The following is a 16,808-nucleotide window of genomic DNA, read 5'->3' on the forward strand; positions in this document are numbered from 1 at the left end:
TCCCTCCCGCGTGATGTTGGCGCTACCCTGCCACCGTCACCACACCGCCGTCCACCGCCAAACACTGGCCGGTGATCGCGCCGGAGGCCGCCGACGACAGGAACAGCACCGGGCCGACGATATCCTCCGCCCGCAGGTGGCGCGGCAGGCACTGCCGCCCGAGGACATCCGACAGCGCCTCCGGCGTGGCCCAGAGCCGCAGCTGCCGCTCCGTCAGCACCCAGCCGGGGGCCACCGCGTTCACCCGGATGCCGTCGGCGCCGAACTCGCGCGCATGGCCGCGGGTCAGGGCGGTGATCGCGCCGTTGGCGGCGGTGTAGGCCGGCATGTCCGCCATGCCCATCATGTAGCTGATCGAGCTGAAGTTCACGATCACCCCGCCGCCGAGGTCGCGCATCATCGGCACCACCGCCTGCGTGGCAAAGAAATAGGGATCGAGGTTGACCGCCAGCGCCGCGCGCCATGTCTCCGGATCGGTCTCCAGCGTGGCGTGGCGGGTGTCGTTGGCGGCGTTGTTGACCAGCACGCGCACCGGCCCCTGCCGCTCGGCCGTGCGCTCGATGGCCGCCTGAAGCGCCGCCGTGTCGGTCACGTCGCAGGGCAGGAAATCCGGCGCCCGCCCGTGTTTCGCCGCCATCTCGGCGCAGAACTCCTGCGCGTCGGACCGCTGGACGAAAGTGACCCGCGCCCCCTGCCCGAGGAACCCGTCCACCAGCGCCGCGCCGATCCCCGAACCGCCGCCGGTGACGAAGACCGAGGTCCCCTCAAGATCCTGATACCGTGCCATACTCATGACTGCCTCCACTGCCGCACCCGGCTGACGCGCGCGCCCGCCGCGGCAACGACACTGACGACACAACCGGGCTTCTGCAAGGGCGTCCGGGGGGTGGCGCTGGCCCGCGTTTTCCGCTCTAGTCGGCGCGAACCGCCCCGCGCCGGGGCCTTACGGAGCCCGATCATGACAACCTGCGTCTTCGTCCAGATCCGCTGCACGCCCGGCACCGCCTACAAGGTCGCCAAGGACATCGCCCTGCGCGAGATCCACTCGGAGCTGTTTTCAACCAGCGGAGAATTCGACCTTCTGGTGAAGCTCTACATCCCCGAGGACGAGGACATCGGCAAGTTCATCGCCGAGAAGATCGCCAACGTCGAGAACATCCAGCGCACGCTGACCACACTGACCTTCCGGGCCTTCTGAACCGGCCCGTTCGGCACACGCAAAAAAACCAAGACAAGACGACAACGAGAACACAGGGAGACATTCCATGAACCGCAGAACCCTTGCGCTGACCACTGCGATCGGCCTCATGGCCGCCTTGCCCGCCGCCGCGGAGGTCAAGGTCGGCATGATCACCACGCTCTCCGGCGGCGGCGCATCGCTCGGGATCGACACCCGCGACGGCTTCCTCCTGGCGATCGAGCAGGCAGGCCGCGACGACGTGGAGGTGGTGGTCGAGGACGACCAGCAGAAGCCCGAGGTGGCCGTGCAGCTGGCCGACAAGATGATCCAGTCCGAGAAGGTCGACGTGCTGACCGGCATCGTGTGGTCGAACCTCGCCATGGCGGTGGTGCCGGCGGCAACGGCACAGGGGCTGTTCTACCTCTCGACCAACGCGGCACCGGCGCAGCTTGCGGGCGCGGGCTGCAACCCGAACTACTTCTCGGTGAGCTACCAGAACGACAACCTGCACGAGGCCGCGGGCGCCTATGCCACGAAGGAAGGTTTCAAGAACACCTTCATCCTCGCGCCGAACTACCCGGCGGGGCAGGACAGCCTGAACGGCTTCAAGCGGTTCTACGAGGGCGAGCTGGCGGGCGAGATCTACACCACGCTGGGCCAGACCGATTACGCCGCCGAGATCGCGCAGATCCGGGCCTCGGGCGCGGATTCGGTGTTCTTCTTCCTGCCGGGCGGGATGGGCATCTCCTTCCTCAAGCAATACGCGGACTCCGGCGTCGAACTGCCGCTGGTGGGCCCGGCCTTCAGCTTCGACCAGAACATCCTGCAGGCCGTGGGCGACGCGGCGGTGGGGGTGAAGAACACCTCCTCGTGGTCGAAGGACCTCGACAACCCGGCCAACGCCGCCTTCGTCGAGGCCTACTCCGCCAAGTACGGCCGCCTGCCGTCGATCTACGCGGCGCAGGGCTATGACACCGCGAACCTGCTGCTCTCGGCCATCGACAAGGCGGAGGTCGGCGACGACGCGGCCTTCGGCGCGGCGCTGAAAGAGGCGGATTTCGACTCCGTGCGCGGGTCGTTCTCCTTTGCGGCGAACAACCACCCCATCCAGAACCTCTACACCCGCGAGGTGATCAAGGAGGGCGACATCTTCACCAACAAGATCGTCGCCACTGCGATGGAGAACCGCGACAACGCCTACGTCGGCGACTGCAAGATGTGATCCGGGCCGAGGCGGCGCGAAGCCCCGCCCTACAGGACGTGCCGCCCCCGGTCCGGTGTGACGCCGTGACCCCGGGGGCGTGACAGCCCGTAGGGCGGGGCTTTGCGCCGCCCGCCGTCCGGTCCGAAGCGCCAAGATCCCCGCCATGACCACTCCATGACCCCGACCCTCATCGCAGAGCAGGTCCTCAACGGCCTGCAATCCGGCATCATGCTGTTCCTGATGGCCGCAGGCCTCACGCTGATCTTCGGCGTGATGGGGCTGATCAACCTTGCCCACGGATCGCTCTACATGGTCGGTGCCTTCTGTGCCGCCGCCACCGCCGCCGCTACCGGCTCCTACGCGCTGGGGCTGGTCGCGGCTCTGGCGGGTGCCGCCGCCGCGGGCGCGCTGATCGAGCTGACGGTGATCCGGAGGCTTTACGGGCGCGACCACCTCGACCAGGTGCTGGCCACCTTCGCGCTGATCCTGATCTTTTCCGAGGGGACACGCTGGCTGTTCGGCTCCTTTCCCCTGTATCTCGACGTGCCGCCCGCGCTTTCGGGCCCCGTCACCCTGCCCTTCGGCATCCAGTACCCGCTTTACCGGCTGACCCTGATCGGCGCCGGTCTGGCGCTGGCGGCGGCGCTCTTCTGGCTGATCGGCCGGACCCGGCTGGGCATCCGCATCCGCGCGGGCGAGAACGACCGCGAGATGATCGCCGCCCTCGGCGTGAACATCGACGCGCTCTACACGCTGGTCTTCGCGCTCGGCGCGGCGCTTGCGGGTCTGGCGGGCGCGCTGGTGGGGACGCTGCAATCGGTGCAGGTGGGCATGGGCGAGCCGGTGCTGATCCTCGCCTTCGTCACCATCGTCATCGGCGGCATAGGCTCGATCAAGGGGGCGCTGGTGGGGGCCCTGCTGGTGGGGCTCACCGGCACGCTGGGCAGCGTCTTCCTGCCTGAGCTCTTCAAGCTCTTCATGCCGCCGTCCGAGGCCACGCAGACCGGCTCCGCGCTGGCCTCCATGGCGATCTACATCCTGATGGCGGCGGTGCTGGTCTGGAAACCCACCGGCCTTTACGGGGTGCGGGCGTGAGCGGCTTTGCGGAGGGCGCCGCAGGTCACGCGGCGGGCGGGCGCCCCGTGGTGCACGCCGGCATGAGTATTTGGGAAGCAGAGAAACAGGGGCGCGGCGCATGACCCGCGAGGGATGGCTGAACCTTGCCGTTCTCGCGGCGCTGGTCGCCGTGCCGGCCTGGGCACTGGTCATGGACGAGCCCTTCACCATCACGCTGGCGACGCGGGCGGTGATCCTCGCGCTGGCGGCGGCGGGGCTGAACGTGGCGCTGGGGATCGGCGGTCTGGTCAGCCTCGGGCACGCGGTGTTCTTCGGTCTGGGCGGCTATGCCATGGGGATCCTCGCCTTCCACGCGCAGAACTACACGCCTCTGGAGCTGTTCGGGCTGAGCGTTCCCGGCACAAAGTCGATGCCGGTGATATGGCTGGTGGCGCTGGCGGTCTCGGGGCTGGCGGCCTTCGTCATCGGGCTGCTCGCGCTCCGGACCTCCGGCGTCTACTTCATCATGATCACCCTCGCCTTCGGGCAGATGTTCTATTTCTTCTCGATCAGCTGGGCGGCCTATGGCGGCGAGGACGGGGTGTCGATCTATGTGCGCAACGGCTTTCCCGGGCTGAACACGCTGGTGCCGATCCAGTTCTACGGTCTGTGCCTTGCCGTGCTGCTGGCGGTGCTGGCGCTGACGGCGGCGCTGATGCGGTCGCCCTTCGGGCTGGCGCTGAACGCCGCGCGGCAGGCGCCGGAGCGGGTGCGGGCCGTGGGCCTCGACCCGGTGCGGCTGCGGCTGGCGGCCTTCACCCTCTCGGGCGCGATCACCGGGCTGGCGGGGGCGCTGTTCGCCGATCTGAACCGGTTCGTCTCTCCTTCGATGTTTTCCTGGCAGCTGTCGGGCGAGTTCATCGTGTTCATCATCCTCGGCGGCACCGCGCGGCTGTTCGGGCCGGTGATCGGGGCGGCGATCTTCGTGCTGATGGAACACTGGCTGGGCCAGCTGTCCGAGTACTGGCACATCTGGTTCGGCCTTTTGCTGCTGGCCGTCACGCTCTGGGGCCAGGGCGGGGTCATCGGCCTCCTGACCGGGAGGGCCAGGGCGCATGACTGAGCCGGTGCTCGAGACCCGCGGCCTCTGCAAGGCCTTTGGCGCGCTCACCGCGACCGACAACGTGTCGCTGACGCTGCGCCCGGGCGAGATCCACGCCCTGATCGGCCCCAACGGCGCGGGCAAGTCGACGCTGATCGCACAGGTCTCCGGCGCGCTGGCGCCCGACGCGGGCGCGGTGCTGCTGGACGGGCGCGACGTCACCGCGCTCGACACCGCGGCGCGCGCCCGGGCGGGCCTTGCCCGGACCTTCCAGATCAGCCAGCTCGCCATGGAGGATACCGTCCTGCAGAACGCGCTTCTGGGGGCGCTCGGCCAGTCCGGGCGGCCCTGGCGGTTCCTGCGGCCCGCCCTCGCCGACCGCGCCCTGCGCGACCGGGCGGAGGCGGCGCTGGAGCGGGCGGGCCTTGCCGATTTCGCCGCCACCCGCACCGCGGACCTGTCGCACGGGCAGCGGCGGCAGCTGGAGATCGCGGTGGCCCTGACGCTGGAACCCCGGGCCTTCCTGATGGACGAACCCATGGCGGGCCTCGGGATGGAGGGGTCCGCCGCGCTGACCCGCCTGCTCGACAGCCTGCGGGCCGAGGCGCCGATCCTGCTGGTCGAACACGACATGGACGCGGTCTTTGCGCTGGCCGACCGGATCTCGGTGCTGGTCTACGGCCGCATCATCGCCACCGGCACGGTGGACGAAATCCGCGCCGACGCGGGCGTACGCGACGCCTACCTGGGGGAGACCGCGTGAGCCTCCTGACCCTCGACACCGTCAGCGCCCGCTACGGCGCATCGCAGGCGCTGTTCGGCGTGTCCTTCGCGCTGGCCGAGGGGGAGGCGCTGGCGCTCATGGGCCGCAACGGCATGGGCAAGACGACCACCGTCAGGGCGATCTGCCGGATGGTCGCCACCGGCGGCACGCTCAGCTTCGCGGGCCACGACCTGACCCGGCTGAAGCCGCACCGCGCCGCCCGGCTGGGCATCGGGCTCGTGCCCGAGGGGCGCCGCTGCTTCGCCGGTCTGACGGTGGACGAGAACCTGCGCGCCGCCGCCCGCCCCGGCCCCTGGGACAGCGCCGCGGTGGCGCAGCTGTTCCCCCGGCTCGCCGAGCGGCGGCAGCAGGTGGCGCGGTCGCTGTCGGGCGGAGAACAGCAGATGCTGGCCATCGCGCGTGCGCTGATGACCAACCCCCGCCTGCTGATCCTCGACGAGGCGACGGAGGGGCTGGCGCCGCTGATCCGGCAGGAGATCTGGGCGGCGATCCGGCGGCTGAAGGCGGAGAGCGGCATGGCGCTCCTGGTGATCGACAAGTCGCCGGCCGAGCTGTCTTCGGTCTGCGACCGGGCGGTGGTGCTGGAGCGTGGCAGCGTCGCGTGGCAGGGCCGGTTCGGCGAGATGACCGGGCCGGTCAAGCAGCGGTTCCTCGGGATCTGAGCCCGATCCGACCCGGGCCGGATCGCGCTGCCGGGCAACCGCGGCCATAGGCAGGCCGCTACTGGAACCCCTTCGGGCGCACCATGAAGTCCCAACCCGCAAGCGCGGGCACGTCGATGTAGCGCGCGCTGCCCCAGCCCGACACACCGTTCGCCGCGACCCGGTACCAGACACCCTGACCGTCGGCGCTGAGCGCACAGTCCTCGACCTCCACCGCCGTGCCCGCGTCGAGGATCGTGAGCCGTTCGCCCCCCGGCGCGTCCCGCAGCGTCAGGTTCGTGGGCAGCGACGCGCCGCTCCAGTCCAGCGTGTACTCCGGCGCCCCCGGCGGCGCGCCCTCCCAGCGGTAGTCGTCGGGGCGCTCCTCCTCCAGGAAGGCGTTGCCGTCGTCCCAGCGGTAATAGCCGCGCGTCATCCGTCCGCCGTGGCAGCCGAGGCTGTCGGCCAGAAGCGCGCCCGTCGCGGGCGGCAGCGGCCCCACGTAACCCGCCGCCTGCTCCGACCGGCACCAGCCCGGCGGCAGATCCTGCGGGCAGGCGCCGATGGCCGAGACGCCCAGCGACCCGTCCGCCCGGATTTCGGCCGAGCAGCCTTGCGTCGTGATCCGCTGCGCGCCTGCCTGGCGGAACAGCTCTTCGACCGGCGTGTCGTCGGGGTACTGCGAATAGGCCTGCACCGGCCAGAACTCGTATTCCGCCGCGATGAACTCCCGCCCCGCGGAATAGGCCTGGTACTGGCACATGTTCAGCACGTCGCGCTGCGTCAGCCCCGAGGGCGTCAGCGGCGTCGACCCCACCGGCCCCGCCACCGGCACGAAGTCCATGAACCGCGTCACCAGCCCGCCCTCCAGCAGGAAGAAGTCCTCCGGGCGGCGGTAGAACAGCGCGTTCTGCACCAGCGCCGTGGGCGCCACCCGGTTGCCGATCAGCGCCATGTACTCCGACATGACCTCGTAGGTCAGGTCCATGGCGCGGGCGATCTCCGTCTGCCGGCTCTGCTGGTCGGTCGGCACGAAGGGCATGTGGAACCCCAGCCGCGCGCCCGTCTCGACAAAGCGCACCGACATGCCGCTGTCGCGCGGCAGCGCCGAGGTCGCGAAGGTCACCGCGCAGGCCGACATGCACTCCTCTCCCGCCAGCACCACGACGCCGGTCAGGTAGGGATCGCCGTTGCCCTCGCGGTATAGCTTCAGGACCTCGCCCATCCGGACGCCTTCGAGGAAATTCCCGCCCGGCGAATTCATCACCACGATGAACGGCCCCGCCGTATCGAAAGGCCCGATCAGCGCCGCCAGCCGCTCCGCATCGCCCGCCTCGATCACGCCGTCGATGCCGATGATCCTGAACGGCTGCCCCCAGAGCGTCGTGCCGCCCCCGTCCGTCACCAGGATCGGCCCGTCCTCGCCCAGCGAATTGCGCTCGCCATAGATCGGCCGGATCTGCGCCAGCCGCTCCGCCAGTTCGGGCTTCAGCCGGATCTCCGCCGCACCGGCCATCCCGGCCCATGTGACAAGCGCCAGAAGGCCCCCCGCAAAAGCGCGCCGCATCACCGGACCTCGAAGGTGCGGAAGGCGTAACCCACCGGCCCCGCCCCGCTGGCCACCTCGCCCGAGGTCTGGCCCGAAGACAGCGAGGCCACCACCCCGCGCAGCGCGTCCTGCAGCGCCGCGGGCTCCGTCAGCCCGCCGGGCCCGCACAGGAACCCCAGCTTGTGGGCGCCCTTCTCATCGCCCTCCTCGATCACCAGCCCGTAACGCCCGCCGGGCGAGATCTGGTAACGCACCTGCCCCGGCCCCAAAGGCACCTTCTGGAAGAAGTCGAGCGGGATCGGCGTCAGCTGCGACGAGGGGCTGAGCGCCACGAAGGCGGGCGTGCAGCCGTCCGGCATGTCGGCCACCACGGACACCTCCTGCCCGACACCCAGCGCATCTGGGTAGAGCGTCATCACCAGCGGCAGGGGCCTGTCCTGCGCGGGCGGCGCCGCCTTCAGCACCTTCGACTGCGACAGGATCATCGTCATCGGGATGCCGAAGTTGATCCCCACCCGACTGTTGCCCGAGTTGTGGAGCCCCACCACCTGCCGCGCCGAGGAATCGATGATCGGCGAGCCGGAGTTGCCCCCGAGCGTGTCGCAGGTGTGGCGCAGCCGGTTGTCGTTCATCGGCGGATCGGCGGCGCGGCAGCCCTCGCGGCTGATGTGCTGCGACTTGCCCATCGGGTGGCCGATGATCCAGTAGGGCATCCCCGGCCGCAGCGGCGTCGCCGCCAGCGGCAGCGGCGGGAAGCGGCCCGCCGGATTGCCCGTCACCTCAAGCACCGTGTAGTCGAGGTCTTCCGAGGTCTCGACCGGCTCCGGGTTGACGGCAAAACGCTCCGCCTCCTCCATCCGGCCCGGCTCGTGGAAACCCGCCAGCCAGTCCACCGCGAGGATCTTCGTCGCATTCACCCGCTCGTCCTTCAGCACCCCCGGCACGCAGTGGTGGTTGGTCAGCAGATACTTCTCCGACACGAGGAAGGCGGTGCAGGGAAAGGTCCCCCCGTCGGTCGAGATCGACAGCATCCCCACGCCGCGCCCCATCTTCCGGAAATCCGCCTGATCGTCGTAGGTCGAGATCGGCTCGTTGTTGTAGCCCTGGACGGCCACCTCGTTCTCGATCCCCAGCCAGTCCTCCTGCGTCGACTGCGCCGTGGCCGCCCCCGCGGAAAGCACGGCCGCCACGATTAATCCGGTCAGACGCATGAACAATTCTCCATTCCAAATCCGCCCCGCCCCAATCAGCGGGCCAGACGTTTCCCCGGGGTCAAAAAAGCACGGAACACCGGCCTGCGTCCACGGTGGAATTCCTCACGCGTCTCCGCTATCGTCGCTCCAGCATTTTCAGGAGGCCCGCCGATGACCCCCCGCATTTTCGCCCTTGCCGCCCTTTTCGGCGCCCCGCTCGCCGCCGCCCCGGCCCTCGCCCAGTCCACCGTGACCCTCGACAGCTTCTCGCTCGACCCGGCGCCGCAGGCCCAGCCCGACACCGCCCCCAGCGCAGAGATGCGTGACTGCCTGCTCGACCAGTCCGGCTGCACCAGCGACGAATTCTCCGGCTCCGCCACCTTCACCCTCGACGACGTGGTGAACCTCGGCGTGATCGACCGGACGGAGGTCCCGCAGAACGCCGCAGTGGGAGGCACCGCCGGCACCACCGCCGCCCCGGCGCCCCTGCCCTCCATCGACCTCGAGATCCTCTTTGCCTACAACTCCGACGACCTGACGCCGGAGGCGATGGGCAAGCTCTCCAGCCTCGCCGACGCGCTGCGCGACCCGCGGCTGTCCGACGCGCGGCTGATCTTCATCGGCCACACCGACGGCGTGGGCTCCGCCGCCTACAACATGGACCTCTCCCGCCGCCGGGCGGAGGCCGTCGCCCGCTTCGTGCAGGGCACCATGGGCCTGCCGCCCTCGCGCATCCGCGCCGAGGGTGTGGGCTTCTCCCGGCTGAAGAACAGCTTCGACCCCGCCGCCGCGCAGAACCGCCGGGTGCAGCTGGTGCTGGTGCCGGGCGCCTGAGGCGAAGCGCCGGGCGCCGGCATGCGTCACCCGCGCCAGCCCGCATCCTCTTGGTCGAGTGTGGACTTCAGGTAGTCGAAATGGCGCTGCGCCATGCCGCGATAAGCCAGCCAGCCCTCTGCCGTGTTGCGCGCCACATCATCGTCGAGCACCGCGAGCGCATCGCCGGTGGACTTGGCCAGGATCAGCGTCTGCGCGGCCTTCTCGAAGAAATAGAGATCCTCGAATGCATCCGCGACGGTATCGCCCGTGACGCTGACGCCGTGGTTGCCCATGACCAGCACGCTCTTGTCACCGAGGGCCTTCACAAGGTGCGCCCCCTCTTCCTCGCTGTCAGAGATGCCGCCGAATTCCAGATCGTAACCCACGCGCCCGAAGAAACGCGCGGTGTTGTTGTCGATGGGCAGCAGCGTCGGGTCCTTCAGACAGGCCAGCGCCGTGGCATAGGGCGCGTGACAATGCAGCACGACGCGCGCCTGCGGCGCATCGCGGTGCAGCGTGCCATGGACAGCCCAGGCGGACCGGTCCGGCGCCTCCGGCCCGTCCATGTCGGGCGGCGCGTCGAGGTCGAGCTCGAGCAGATCGCCGGGCCTGATCGTCGCAAAATGCTGCCAGCAGCGGTTCAGCAGGAAGCGGCGGCCATCCTCGGAGATGGCCGCACTGAAATGATTTCCGACGGACTCGCTCCACCCGAAGCGGTGGCAGAGGCGGAAAGCGGCGGCGAGGTCCTCCCGCAGGAGAGCAGAGTCCGCGACAGTGTTGCGGGGGACCATGTTCATTTCTTGAAGCGCCCCGTGCTGACCAGCGCGCGATAGGTCGAACGCATCTCGGCCCGGTCGGTGTAGCAGCCGCGCAGGTAGCGGTCGCCGCTGGACGCAATATAGGCGGCACGGCCGTGAACGATCCGGTGGTTGTCGAAGACGATGCATTCGCCCGCCTTCAGCGTGAAGCGCATGATGTACTTATCGTTCTGCAGCAGCTTGCCGAAGCGGCAGAAGGCCGGATACCAGTCATCCAGGAACGCCTGCGGCAAATCCATCAGGTCCAGCATGTGCTGGCTGATGGTCAGACCCGAGACTTCGCCGTATTGGTCCAGCTCGATGATACGCTGCCAGGAGCGCATGTCGTAATCGTCGTGCTCGCAATAAAACGGCACATCGGTCTCGACCATCAGGCGAAAGCCCTCGGGGTCGATGCGACGGAAATCGTTGGCGGCCGCGACACCGTCGCCGAAAAGGTTGCGTCCGCCTTCGACCGTGTTGGCCCGCATGTGCAGGAACTGGATGCCGGGTGCATGTTCCTCGGCGGGCACGTCGGTGTGGAGTTCCAGCGCCGAGGCCGTATAGGCGGTGTTCGTCGGGTTGATATGCGTCCTCACGTCGAAATACGTGCCGAAGAACGTCGGGCGGACCTGCCCCTGCAACTCGGCCAGCTCGGTCAGGGCCGCGTCGCTATCCGGCATCTCGGTCACGACAGAGACGCCCTCGACGATCATCGCCTCCAGCCAGGCGCGGCGCTTCCCGGGGTCGGCCTTCAGCTCGGCATGGGTAAAGCGGGCGACGTCCGGGTAGTGGTCGCCGAACCAGGGCCGCCGCGGCAGATCGGCGGGGTCGCGGCGACGTTCACCGCCGGCATGCTCCTCCAGCCATGCGACGGGCATGCGCGTGGTGTGGTCTTCGGTCGCCCAGTCGATCACCAGGGTCTCGCCGTCGACATGCGCCGCGCGCGCGACCGGCGCGGTGTCGAGGTGAAAGATGTCGAACGACCGCTCGCGGGTCTCCGCGTTGAAGCTGGTCGGGTCGTTGTCGCGCAGCCAGTAGTAGTTGAAATAGGCATCGCCGCGCGACAGCGGGACGTTCAGCCCTTTCTCACCAAGAGTGACAGCGTCGGATCTTGTTGGTGTCATCACGTTCATCGTGTCGCATCCTCTGTGCGTATGGTTAGATTGGCGCCAATCAAACCCATTGAAGATCGGACAAAAAGACGGAATCCTCTTACCTGAAGTTAAGCCACAGGTTACCATGTCACGCCTGCCTCCCCTGCGCCTTCTGATCACCTTCGACGCCGTTCACCGGCTGGGCTCCATGCGGCTCGCCTCGGCCGAGCTGAACGTGACACGCCCCGCGGTCAGCCAGTCGATCCGCGCGCTGGAGGATTGGCTGGGCGCGCCGCTGTTCGACCGCAGCGTGAAACCCGCGCGCCCGACCGACGCGGGCGAGCGTCTGGCGCGCGCCACGCAGAGCGGCCTTGGTCAGATCGCGACAGCCATCGAAGACATCCGGGCCAGCGCGGGCCACGCCGACCGTCATATCACCGTGTCCTGCACCATCGGAATGGCGACCTATTGGCTGATGCCACGCCTGTCGGCCTTCTACGCGCGTGTCCCCGATGCAATGGTCAGCGTTCAGGCCCCGCCTTCGGACATGCCGGCCTTTTCGGCGGGGATCGATGTCGCCCTGCGCTTCGGCCCCGGACCATGGCAGGAGAGCGATACCGTCAGGGTCTTCGAGGAATGCGCCTGTCCGGTGGGCCAGCCAGAGCGGATCATGGCGCTGAATGGCGATCTTGCGGCGCTCAGCACACAGCCCCTCATCCACGTCCGGACGCCCGCTGCCAACGGCTGGCCCGGCTGGAAGGAGTATCTCGCCGCCAAGGGACTGAGAAACCCGATCGGTCCGACGCTGACCTTCGACAATTACGTTCAGGCCACCCAGGCGGCGCTGGACGGAAAAGGCATCCTGCTCGGCTGGCGGTCGATCAATGCCGGCATACTCTCCGAGGGGCGTCTGGCCGCCATCGAGCAGGGCATTCACAAGTTCGGGTCGAGCTACTGGGCATCCGCCATTGCAACGCCCAATCCCAGACCGCTGGTTCGGGAGTTTCTCGACTGGATCAGGGACGCGGGGTCCGACTTCGACAGGTCCGGCGGAATGATGTCGTAGACTTCGCTTTTGCCGAGGCGTCTCCATCGCCCCGATGCTCGACATCCTCGATCCGGATATGTGGCCGAAGCTCCGACCTTCGATCCTCGCCACCAACGACGGGCTGGCCCCACGCAGCCGCTACGCATCGCCCCTTAAAGGCGCTTTTAACGACCGTCAAAAGAACCCGCCGGAGGCGCAGCGTTGAACGCGCGCGCCCACGAGAACCGGAAACTGAAAAACGCTTTGCTGAAAAAGACTCTGTAATTCACTGTAAACTACTGCGTCACGCTACAGCCGGATTGCCGCAATTTTCGGCAGTCTTTCGCGAAAAACGATCCGCCGCGCGGGACGCAAATTTTACCAATTGATAAAATTTTCAGACGTGGCACTCTGAACAAAACGGAAAACAGGGAGCCGCCATGTCCAGCCCGCACACGCCAGGCATCGTTCCGGGACGTCTCGACCCGGACTCGCTGGCCGGAAACTTCGCAGATCTGCACCCGGCCTACGATGCCCACGAAGCCGCCGTCGCCGCCGACCGCTGCTACTTCTGCCATGACGCGCCCTGCGTCACCGCCTGCCCCACGGACATCGACATCCCCTTGTTCATACGGCAGATTTCCACCGGGCAGCCAGAGGCCGCGGCGCGCACGATCTTCGAACAGAACATCCTCGGCGGCATGTGCGCCCGCGTCTGCCCGACCGAAACGCTCTGCGAGGAGGCCTGCGTCCGCGAGGCCGCCGAAGGCAAACCGGTTGAGATCGGACGCCTCCAGCGCCACGCCACCGACAGCCTGATGGCCGCCAACAGCCACCCCTTCACCCGCGCCGCCCCGACCGGCAAGCGCGTGGCCGTGGTCGGCGCCGGACCCGCCGGTCTTTCCTGCGCCCACCGTCTCGCGCTGAAGGGCCATGACGTCACCATCCACGAGGCCCGCCCCAAGCCCGGCGGCCTCAACGAATACGGCATCGCCGCCTACAAGACGACGGGCGACTTCGCAGCGCGCGAGGTCGACTGGCTGCTGCAGATCGGTGGAATCACCGTCGAATACGGCAAGGCGCTGGGGGGCGACGTGACGCTCGACAGCCTGCGCGCCGACTATGACGCGGTGTTCCTGGGCATCGGCCTCGGCGCTACCAACGCGCTCGATGCCGAAGGTGCGGACCGCGAGGGCGTGGCCGACGCCGTGTCCTTTATCGCCGACCTCCGCCAGGCCTCCGACCTCGCCAGCCTGCCCGTGGGCCGCAACGTGGTGGTGATCGGTGGCGGCATGACCGCCATCGACGCCGCCGTGCAGGCCAAGCTGCTGGGCGCCGAGACGGTCACCCTGACCTACCGCCGCGCGCAGGACCAGATGCCCGCCAGCCGCTACGAGCAGGACCTTGCCACCTCGAAAGGCGTGCGCATCCTCGCCAACACGATGCCGAAGGCGGTGCACGGCAACGGCAAGGCCGTCGAGATCGAACTGGAATACACCACCGACGAGGGCGGCCGGCTGGTCGGCACCGGCGAGACCATCCGCCTGCCCGCCGACCAGGTCTTCCGCGCCATCGGCCAGCGCCTCACCCCGCCCGAGGGCCTCGACCTCGACGGCCGCAAGATCGCCACGACCGGCGCAGGCCGCACCTCGCTTCAGGGCGTCTGGGCGGGCGGCGACTGCACCCACGGCGAGGACCTGACCGTGGTGGCCGTCGCCGAAGGCCGCGACGCCGCCGAGGACATCCACGCCGCGCTCACCTCGGGCTGACCCGCGGGCCGCCTGCCCGCCTCGGGGTCCCCCGGGCCCCGCCTGACGACCGACTGAACCGGTTCCGGCCACCAGGCCGGGCCCCACCCCTCCGCCCAGGCCTCCCGCCAGACAGGGCAGGCCGCCCGACCAGGAGACAGCACATGGCCGATCTCACCACCGATTTCGTCGGCATCCAAAGCCCGAACCCCTTCTGGCTGGCCTCCGCGCCGCCGACCGACAAGGAATACAACGTCCGCCGCGCCTTCGAGGCCGGCTGGGGCGGTGTCGTCTGGAAGACCCTCGGCGCCGAAGGCCCGCCGGTCGTCAACGTCAACGGCCCGCGCTACGGCGCGATCCACGGCGCCGACCGCCGCCTGCTGGGCCTGAACAACATCGAGCTGATCACCGACCGCCCCCTCGAAACCAACCTCGAGGAAATGGCGCGGGTGAAGGCCGACTACCCCGACCGCGCGCTCATCGCCTCGATCATGGTGCCCTGCGAGGAGGCCGCCTGGAAAGCGATCCTGCCGCGCGTGGCGGAAACCGGCGCCGACGGCATCGAGCTGAACTTCGGCTGCCCGCACGGCATGTCCGAACGCGGCATGGGCGCGGCGGTGGGCCAGGTGCCCGAGTACATCGAGATGGTCACCCGCTGGTGCAAGATGTATTACGACAAGCCGGTGATCGTGAAGCTGACGCCCAACATCACCGACATCCGCAAGCCCGCCACCGCGGCCCGCAACGGCGGCGCCGACGCGGTGTCGCTGATCAACACGATCAACTCCATCACCTCGGTCGACCTCGACAATTTCACCCCCGAACCCACCATCGACGGCAAGGGCAGCCACGGCGGCTACTGCGGCCCGGCGGTGAAACCCATCGCCCTGTCGATGGTCTCCGAGATCGCCCGCGACCCCGAAACCCACGGCCTGCCGATCTCCGGCATCGGCGGCGTCACCACCTGGCGCGACGCGGCAGAGTTCATGGTGCTGGGCTGCGGCAACGTGCAGGTCTGCACCGCCGCCATGACCTACGGCTTTCGCATCGTCGAGGAGATGAAGCGCGGCCTCAGCCAGTGGATGGACGAGAAGGGCTATACCTCCACCGCCGATTTCGTCGGCAAGGCGGTGCCCAACGTCACCGACTGGCAGTACCTCAACCTCAACTACGTGACCAAGGCCCGGATCGACCAGGACGCCTGCATCAAGTGCGGCCGCTGCTTCGCCGCCTGCGAGGACACCAGCCACCAGGCGATCTGGATGCACGAGGACCGCACCTTCGAGGTCAACGATGCGGAATGCGTGGCCTGCAACCTGTGCCTCGACGTCTGCCCGGTGGAGGACTGCATCACCATGGAACGGCTCGCCCCCGGCACCGTCGATCCGCGCACCGGCCGCACGGTCGAGGCGGATTACGCCAACTGGACGACCCATCCGAACAACCCGATGGCCAAGGCCGCCGAATAAGGCACGTCCGGCGCGCGCCGCACCCACGAAGAGTTCTCGTCGAGAACTCTTCGGCACGGCAGACTTTTCGAGGAAAAGTCTGCCGTTCTCCGTTCAGAGGTGCACGACCAGGTCGCTGGTCCGGCAGACGATCACGAACTGCCCGCCGCATTCGATCAGGTGAAACCCGCGCGCCGCGACCTCCTGCATCAGCCGATCGCGCCCCACTTCCCGCTCCACGTCCTGCACCGCGCGCCGCACCACGCCGCCGCTCTGCACCGCCTTCGCGGTGAAGATCTGGGCCAGCCAGGGTTCGTTGGGGCGGTGGTTCGACAGGCGGAGACTCTGCATCCCCGCAGCCTGCCGGATCGGGGTAAATGCCGGGTGAACGGCAGCCCGGAAGGGCCCTGTCAGGGCTGCAGCAGGCGCCGGAACAGCGTGTCGAGGTGCGCCGCCGCTCCGTCGAAGTCCTCCCCGCCCAGAACCGCCCGCACCTGCACGTCGAAATCCGCGTAGTGCTGCGTCTGCGCCCAGATCGAGAAGACCGTGTGCCGCGCATTGACCGGGGCCAGGCGCCCCTCGGCGATCCAGCCGTCGATCAGGCGGGCCGTCTCGTCCACCATGTCGCGCAGCTCGCCCTCCAGCACCGGGCCGATCAGCGGCGCGCCCTGCAGGATCTCGTTGGCGAAAAGGCGGCTTTCGCGGGGATAGTCGCGGGCCATCTCCAGCTTGCGGCGCACGTAGCCCAGGATCTCGTCCACCGGCTCGCCCTCGGGGTCGATGGCGCGCAGCGGGTTCAGCCATGTCTCCAGCAGTTCGCGCAGCAGCGCCTCGTAGATCGCGTCCTTCGAAGGGAAGTAATACAGCAGGTTGGGCTTCGAGAGACCGGCCTCCATCGCGATCCGGTCCAGCGTCGCGCCCCGGAACCCGGCCTCGGAAAACACCGTCAGCCCCGCCTCCAGAATCGCGGCGCTTTTCTGCCGCTGGATGCGTGTCTGCGGCCGGACTTCCTGTGCCTGCACGCCTGCCATTTTCTCCGTCATCGCCGCCCCTGCCTGCCCTTTATTTAAGCGACTGCCGGAATTCACGGCGCGGCGCTTGACTGGAATCTGTCCTTTGGTAGCGTTCTTTTGACCGATTGGTCAAATCGCAAGAGACCCTTGGCA

At 68.5% G+C, this 16,808-nt stretch carries 18 protein-coding genes; 11 read left to right on the forward strand and 7 right to left on the reverse strand.

The genetic code is table 11. From position 1 onward, the window contains the following. Window positions 1-22: 22 nt before the first annotated feature. Window positions 23-787, reverse strand: coding sequence for an SDR family NAD(P)-dependent oxidoreductase (locus tag QNI11_RS17300; RefSeq protein ID WP_283983527.1), 765 nt, complete (start codon window positions 785-787; stop codon window positions 23-25). Between the two features lie 171 nt (window positions 788-958). Between QNI11_RS17300 and QNI11_RS17305 the strand changes: the two genes are divergently transcribed. The 6 genes from QNI11_RS17305 (at window position 959) to QNI11_RS17330 (ending at window position 5,988) form a co-directional block, all read left to right on the forward strand. Next, window positions 959-1,198 carry an Lrp/AsnC ligand binding domain-containing protein gene (locus QNI11_RS17305; RefSeq protein WP_100929414.1) on the forward strand — a complete coding sequence of 80 codons (240 nt, stop codon included), beginning with the start codon at window positions 959-961 and terminating at the stop codon, window positions 1,196-1,198. 67 nt (window positions 1,199-1,265) lie between these two features. Continuing rightward, a complete protein-coding gene (locus QNI11_RS17310; protein WP_370323422.1) occupies window positions 1,266-2,402 on the forward strand; it encodes an ABC transporter substrate-binding protein in 1,137 nt (378 codons plus the stop codon). 156 nt (window positions 2,403-2,558) lie between these two features. After that, window positions 2,559-3,479, forward strand: a complete 921-nt coding sequence (locus QNI11_RS17315; RefSeq protein ID WP_283981085.1) for a branched-chain amino acid ABC transporter permease — start codon at window positions 2,559-2,561, stop codon at window positions 3,477-3,479. A gap of 100 nt (window positions 3,480-3,579) precedes the next feature. Next, entirely contained in the window at window positions 3,580-4,563 is a 984-nt protein-coding gene (locus tag QNI11_RS17320) for a branched-chain amino acid ABC transporter permease (protein WP_283981086.1), read from the forward strand. Next, on the forward strand, window positions 4,556-5,305 hold the full coding sequence (locus tag QNI11_RS17325) for an ABC transporter ATP-binding protein (protein ID WP_283981087.1): 750 nt from the start codon (window positions 4,556-4,558) through the stop codon (window positions 5,303-5,305). The genes QNI11_RS17320 and QNI11_RS17325 overlap by 8 nt, the downstream gene beginning before the upstream one ends. Next, window positions 5,302-5,988, forward strand: a complete 687-nt coding sequence (locus QNI11_RS17330) for an ABC transporter ATP-binding protein (RefSeq protein WP_283981088.1) — start codon at window positions 5,302-5,304, stop codon at window positions 5,986-5,988. Before QNI11_RS17325 ends, QNI11_RS17330 begins: the two co-directional genes overlap by 4 nt. A gap of 58 nt (window positions 5,989-6,046) precedes the next feature. Here QNI11_RS17330 and QNI11_RS17335 read toward each other — a convergent pair whose 3' ends face one another. Continuing rightward, a complete protein-coding gene (locus tag QNI11_RS17335; protein WP_283981089.1) occupies window positions 6,047-7,534 on the reverse strand; it encodes an SH3 domain-containing protein in 1,488 nt (495 codons plus the stop codon). Next, entirely contained in the window at window positions 7,534-8,727 is a 1,194-nt protein-coding gene (locus tag QNI11_RS17340) for a serine protease (RefSeq protein WP_283981090.1), read from the reverse strand. The genes QNI11_RS17335 and QNI11_RS17340 overlap by 1 nt, the downstream gene beginning before the upstream one ends. A 153-nt stretch (window positions 8,728-8,880) precedes the next feature. Between QNI11_RS17340 and QNI11_RS17345 the strand changes: the two genes are divergently transcribed. Continuing rightward, window positions 8,881-9,543: an OmpA family protein gene (locus QNI11_RS17345; protein WP_283981091.1), complete on the forward strand. Its 663-nt coding sequence runs from the start codon at window positions 8,881-8,883 to the stop codon at window positions 9,541-9,543. 26 nt (window positions 9,544-9,569) lie between these two features. Here the strand turns inward: QNI11_RS17345 and QNI11_RS17350 are convergent, their stop codons facing one another. Together QNI11_RS17350 and QNI11_RS17355 are read right to left on the reverse strand one after the other, a co-directional pair. Further along, complete coding sequence (locus tag QNI11_RS17350) at window positions 9,570-10,322, reverse strand: class II aldolase/adducin family protein (RefSeq protein WP_373418406.1); 753 nt, start codon at window positions 10,320-10,322, stop codon at window positions 9,570-9,572. Then, window positions 10,319-11,449, reverse strand: a complete 1,131-nt coding sequence (locus QNI11_RS17355) for a TauD/TfdA family dioxygenase (protein WP_283981093.1) — start codon at window positions 11,447-11,449, stop codon at window positions 10,319-10,321. The genes QNI11_RS17350 and QNI11_RS17355 overlap by 4 nt, the downstream gene beginning before the upstream one ends. A gap of 115 nt (window positions 11,450-11,564) precedes the next feature. Between QNI11_RS17355 and QNI11_RS17360 the strand changes: the two genes are divergently transcribed. The 4 genes from QNI11_RS17360 to preA all read left to right on the forward strand — a co-directional run bounded on the left by QNI11_RS17360 (window position 11,565) and on the right by preA (window position 15,663). Continuing rightward, the gene (locus QNI11_RS17360) at window positions 11,565-12,485 is read left to right on the forward strand and encodes a LysR substrate-binding domain-containing protein (protein ID WP_283981094.1); all 921 of its coding nucleotides are present in this window, start codon (window positions 11,565-11,567) and stop codon (window positions 12,483-12,485) included. Between the two features lie 34 nt (window positions 12,486-12,519). Further along, a complete protein-coding gene (locus tag QNI11_RS17365) occupies window positions 12,520-12,672 on the forward strand; it encodes a hypothetical protein (protein ID WP_283981095.1) in 153 nt (50 codons plus the stop codon). A gap of 214 nt (window positions 12,673-12,886) precedes the next feature. Next, complete coding sequence (locus QNI11_RS17370; protein ID WP_283981096.1) at window positions 12,887-14,215, forward strand: NAD(P)-dependent oxidoreductase; 1,329 nt, start codon at window positions 12,887-12,889, stop codon at window positions 14,213-14,215. 143 nt (window positions 14,216-14,358) lie between these two features. Then, entirely contained in the window at window positions 14,359-15,663 is a 1,305-nt protein-coding gene (gene preA, locus QNI11_RS17375) for an NAD-dependent dihydropyrimidine dehydrogenase subunit PreA (RefSeq protein WP_283981097.1), read from the forward strand. Window positions 15,664-15,756: 93 nt separating this feature from the next. Here preA and QNI11_RS17380 read toward each other — a convergent pair whose 3' ends face one another. Both QNI11_RS17380 and QNI11_RS17385 read right to left on the reverse strand, forming a co-directional pair. Then, a complete protein-coding gene (locus QNI11_RS17380) occupies window positions 15,757-15,993 on the reverse strand; it encodes a hypothetical protein (protein WP_100929356.1) in 237 nt (78 codons plus the stop codon). Between the two features lie 59 nt (window positions 15,994-16,052). Continuing rightward, on the reverse strand, window positions 16,053-16,685 hold the full coding sequence (locus tag QNI11_RS17385) for a TetR family transcriptional regulator C-terminal domain-containing protein (RefSeq protein WP_100929355.1): 633 nt from the start codon (window positions 16,683-16,685) through the stop codon (window positions 16,053-16,055). Window positions 16,686-16,808: the final 123 nt, after the last annotated feature.

The organism is Sagittula sp. MA-2 (assembly GCF_030126985.1).
Lineage (GTDB): Bacteria > Pseudomonadota > Alphaproteobacteria > Rhodobacterales > Rhodobacteraceae > Sagittula.

Bases quoted from the DNA above. Each gene is read 5' to 3' on its own strand.
- QNI11_RS17300 (WP_283983527.1), bottom strand. From the start codon at position 787: ATGGCACGGTATCAGGATCTTGAGGGGACCTCGGTCTTCGTCACCGGC.
- QNI11_RS17305 (WP_100929414.1), top strand. From the start codon at position 959: ATGACAACCTGCGTCTTCGTCCAGATCCGCTGCACGCCCGGCACCGCC.
- QNI11_RS17310 (WP_370323422.1), top strand. From the start codon at position 1,266: ATGAACCGCAGAACCCTTGCGCTGACCACTGCGATCGGCCTCATGGCC.
- QNI11_RS17315 (WP_283981085.1), top strand. From the start codon at position 2,559: ATGACCCCGACCCTCATCGCAGAGCAGGTCCTCAACGGCCTGCAATCC.
- QNI11_RS17320 (WP_283981086.1), top strand. From the start codon at position 3,580: ATGACCCGCGAGGGATGGCTGAACCTTGCCGTTCTCGCGGCGCTGGTC.
- QNI11_RS17325 (WP_283981087.1), top strand. From the start codon at position 4,556: ATGACTGAGCCGGTGCTCGAGACCCGCGGCCTCTGCAAGGCCTTTGGC.
- QNI11_RS17335 (WP_283981089.1), bottom strand. From the start codon at position 7,534: ATGCGGCGCGCTTTTGCGGGGGGCCTTCTGGCGCTTGTCACATGGGCC.
- QNI11_RS17340 (WP_283981090.1), bottom strand. From the start codon at position 8,727: ATGCGTCTGACCGGATTAATCGTGGCGGCCGTGCTTTCCGCGGGGGCG.
- QNI11_RS17345 (WP_283981091.1), top strand. From the start codon at position 8,881: ATGACCCCCCGCATTTTCGCCCTTGCCGCCCTTTTCGGCGCCCCGCTC.
- QNI11_RS17350 (WP_373418406.1), bottom strand. From the start codon at position 10,322: ATGAACATGGTCCCCCGCAACACTGTCGCGGACTCTGCTCTCCTGCGG.
- QNI11_RS17355 (WP_283981093.1), bottom strand. From the start codon at position 11,449: ATGACACCAACAAGATCCGACGCTGTCACTCTTGGTGAGAAAGGGCTG.
- QNI11_RS17360 (WP_283981094.1), top strand. From the start codon at position 11,565: ATGTCACGCCTGCCTCCCCTGCGCCTTCTGATCACCTTCGACGCCGTT.
- QNI11_RS17365 (WP_283981095.1), top strand. From the start codon at position 12,520: ATGCTCGACATCCTCGATCCGGATATGTGGCCGAAGCTCCGACCTTCG.
- QNI11_RS17370 (WP_283981096.1), top strand. From the start codon at position 12,887: ATGTCCAGCCCGCACACGCCAGGCATCGTTCCGGGACGTCTCGACCCG.
- preA (WP_283981097.1), top strand. From the start codon at position 14,359: ATGGCCGATCTCACCACCGATTTCGTCGGCATCCAAAGCCCGAACCCC.
- QNI11_RS17380 (WP_100929356.1), bottom strand. From the start codon at position 15,993: ATGCAGAGTCTCCGCCTGTCGAACCACCGCCCCAACGAACCCTGGCTG.
- QNI11_RS17385 (WP_100929355.1), bottom strand. From the start codon at position 16,685: ATGACGGAGAAAATGGCAGGCGTGCAGGCACAGGAAGTCCGGCCGCAG.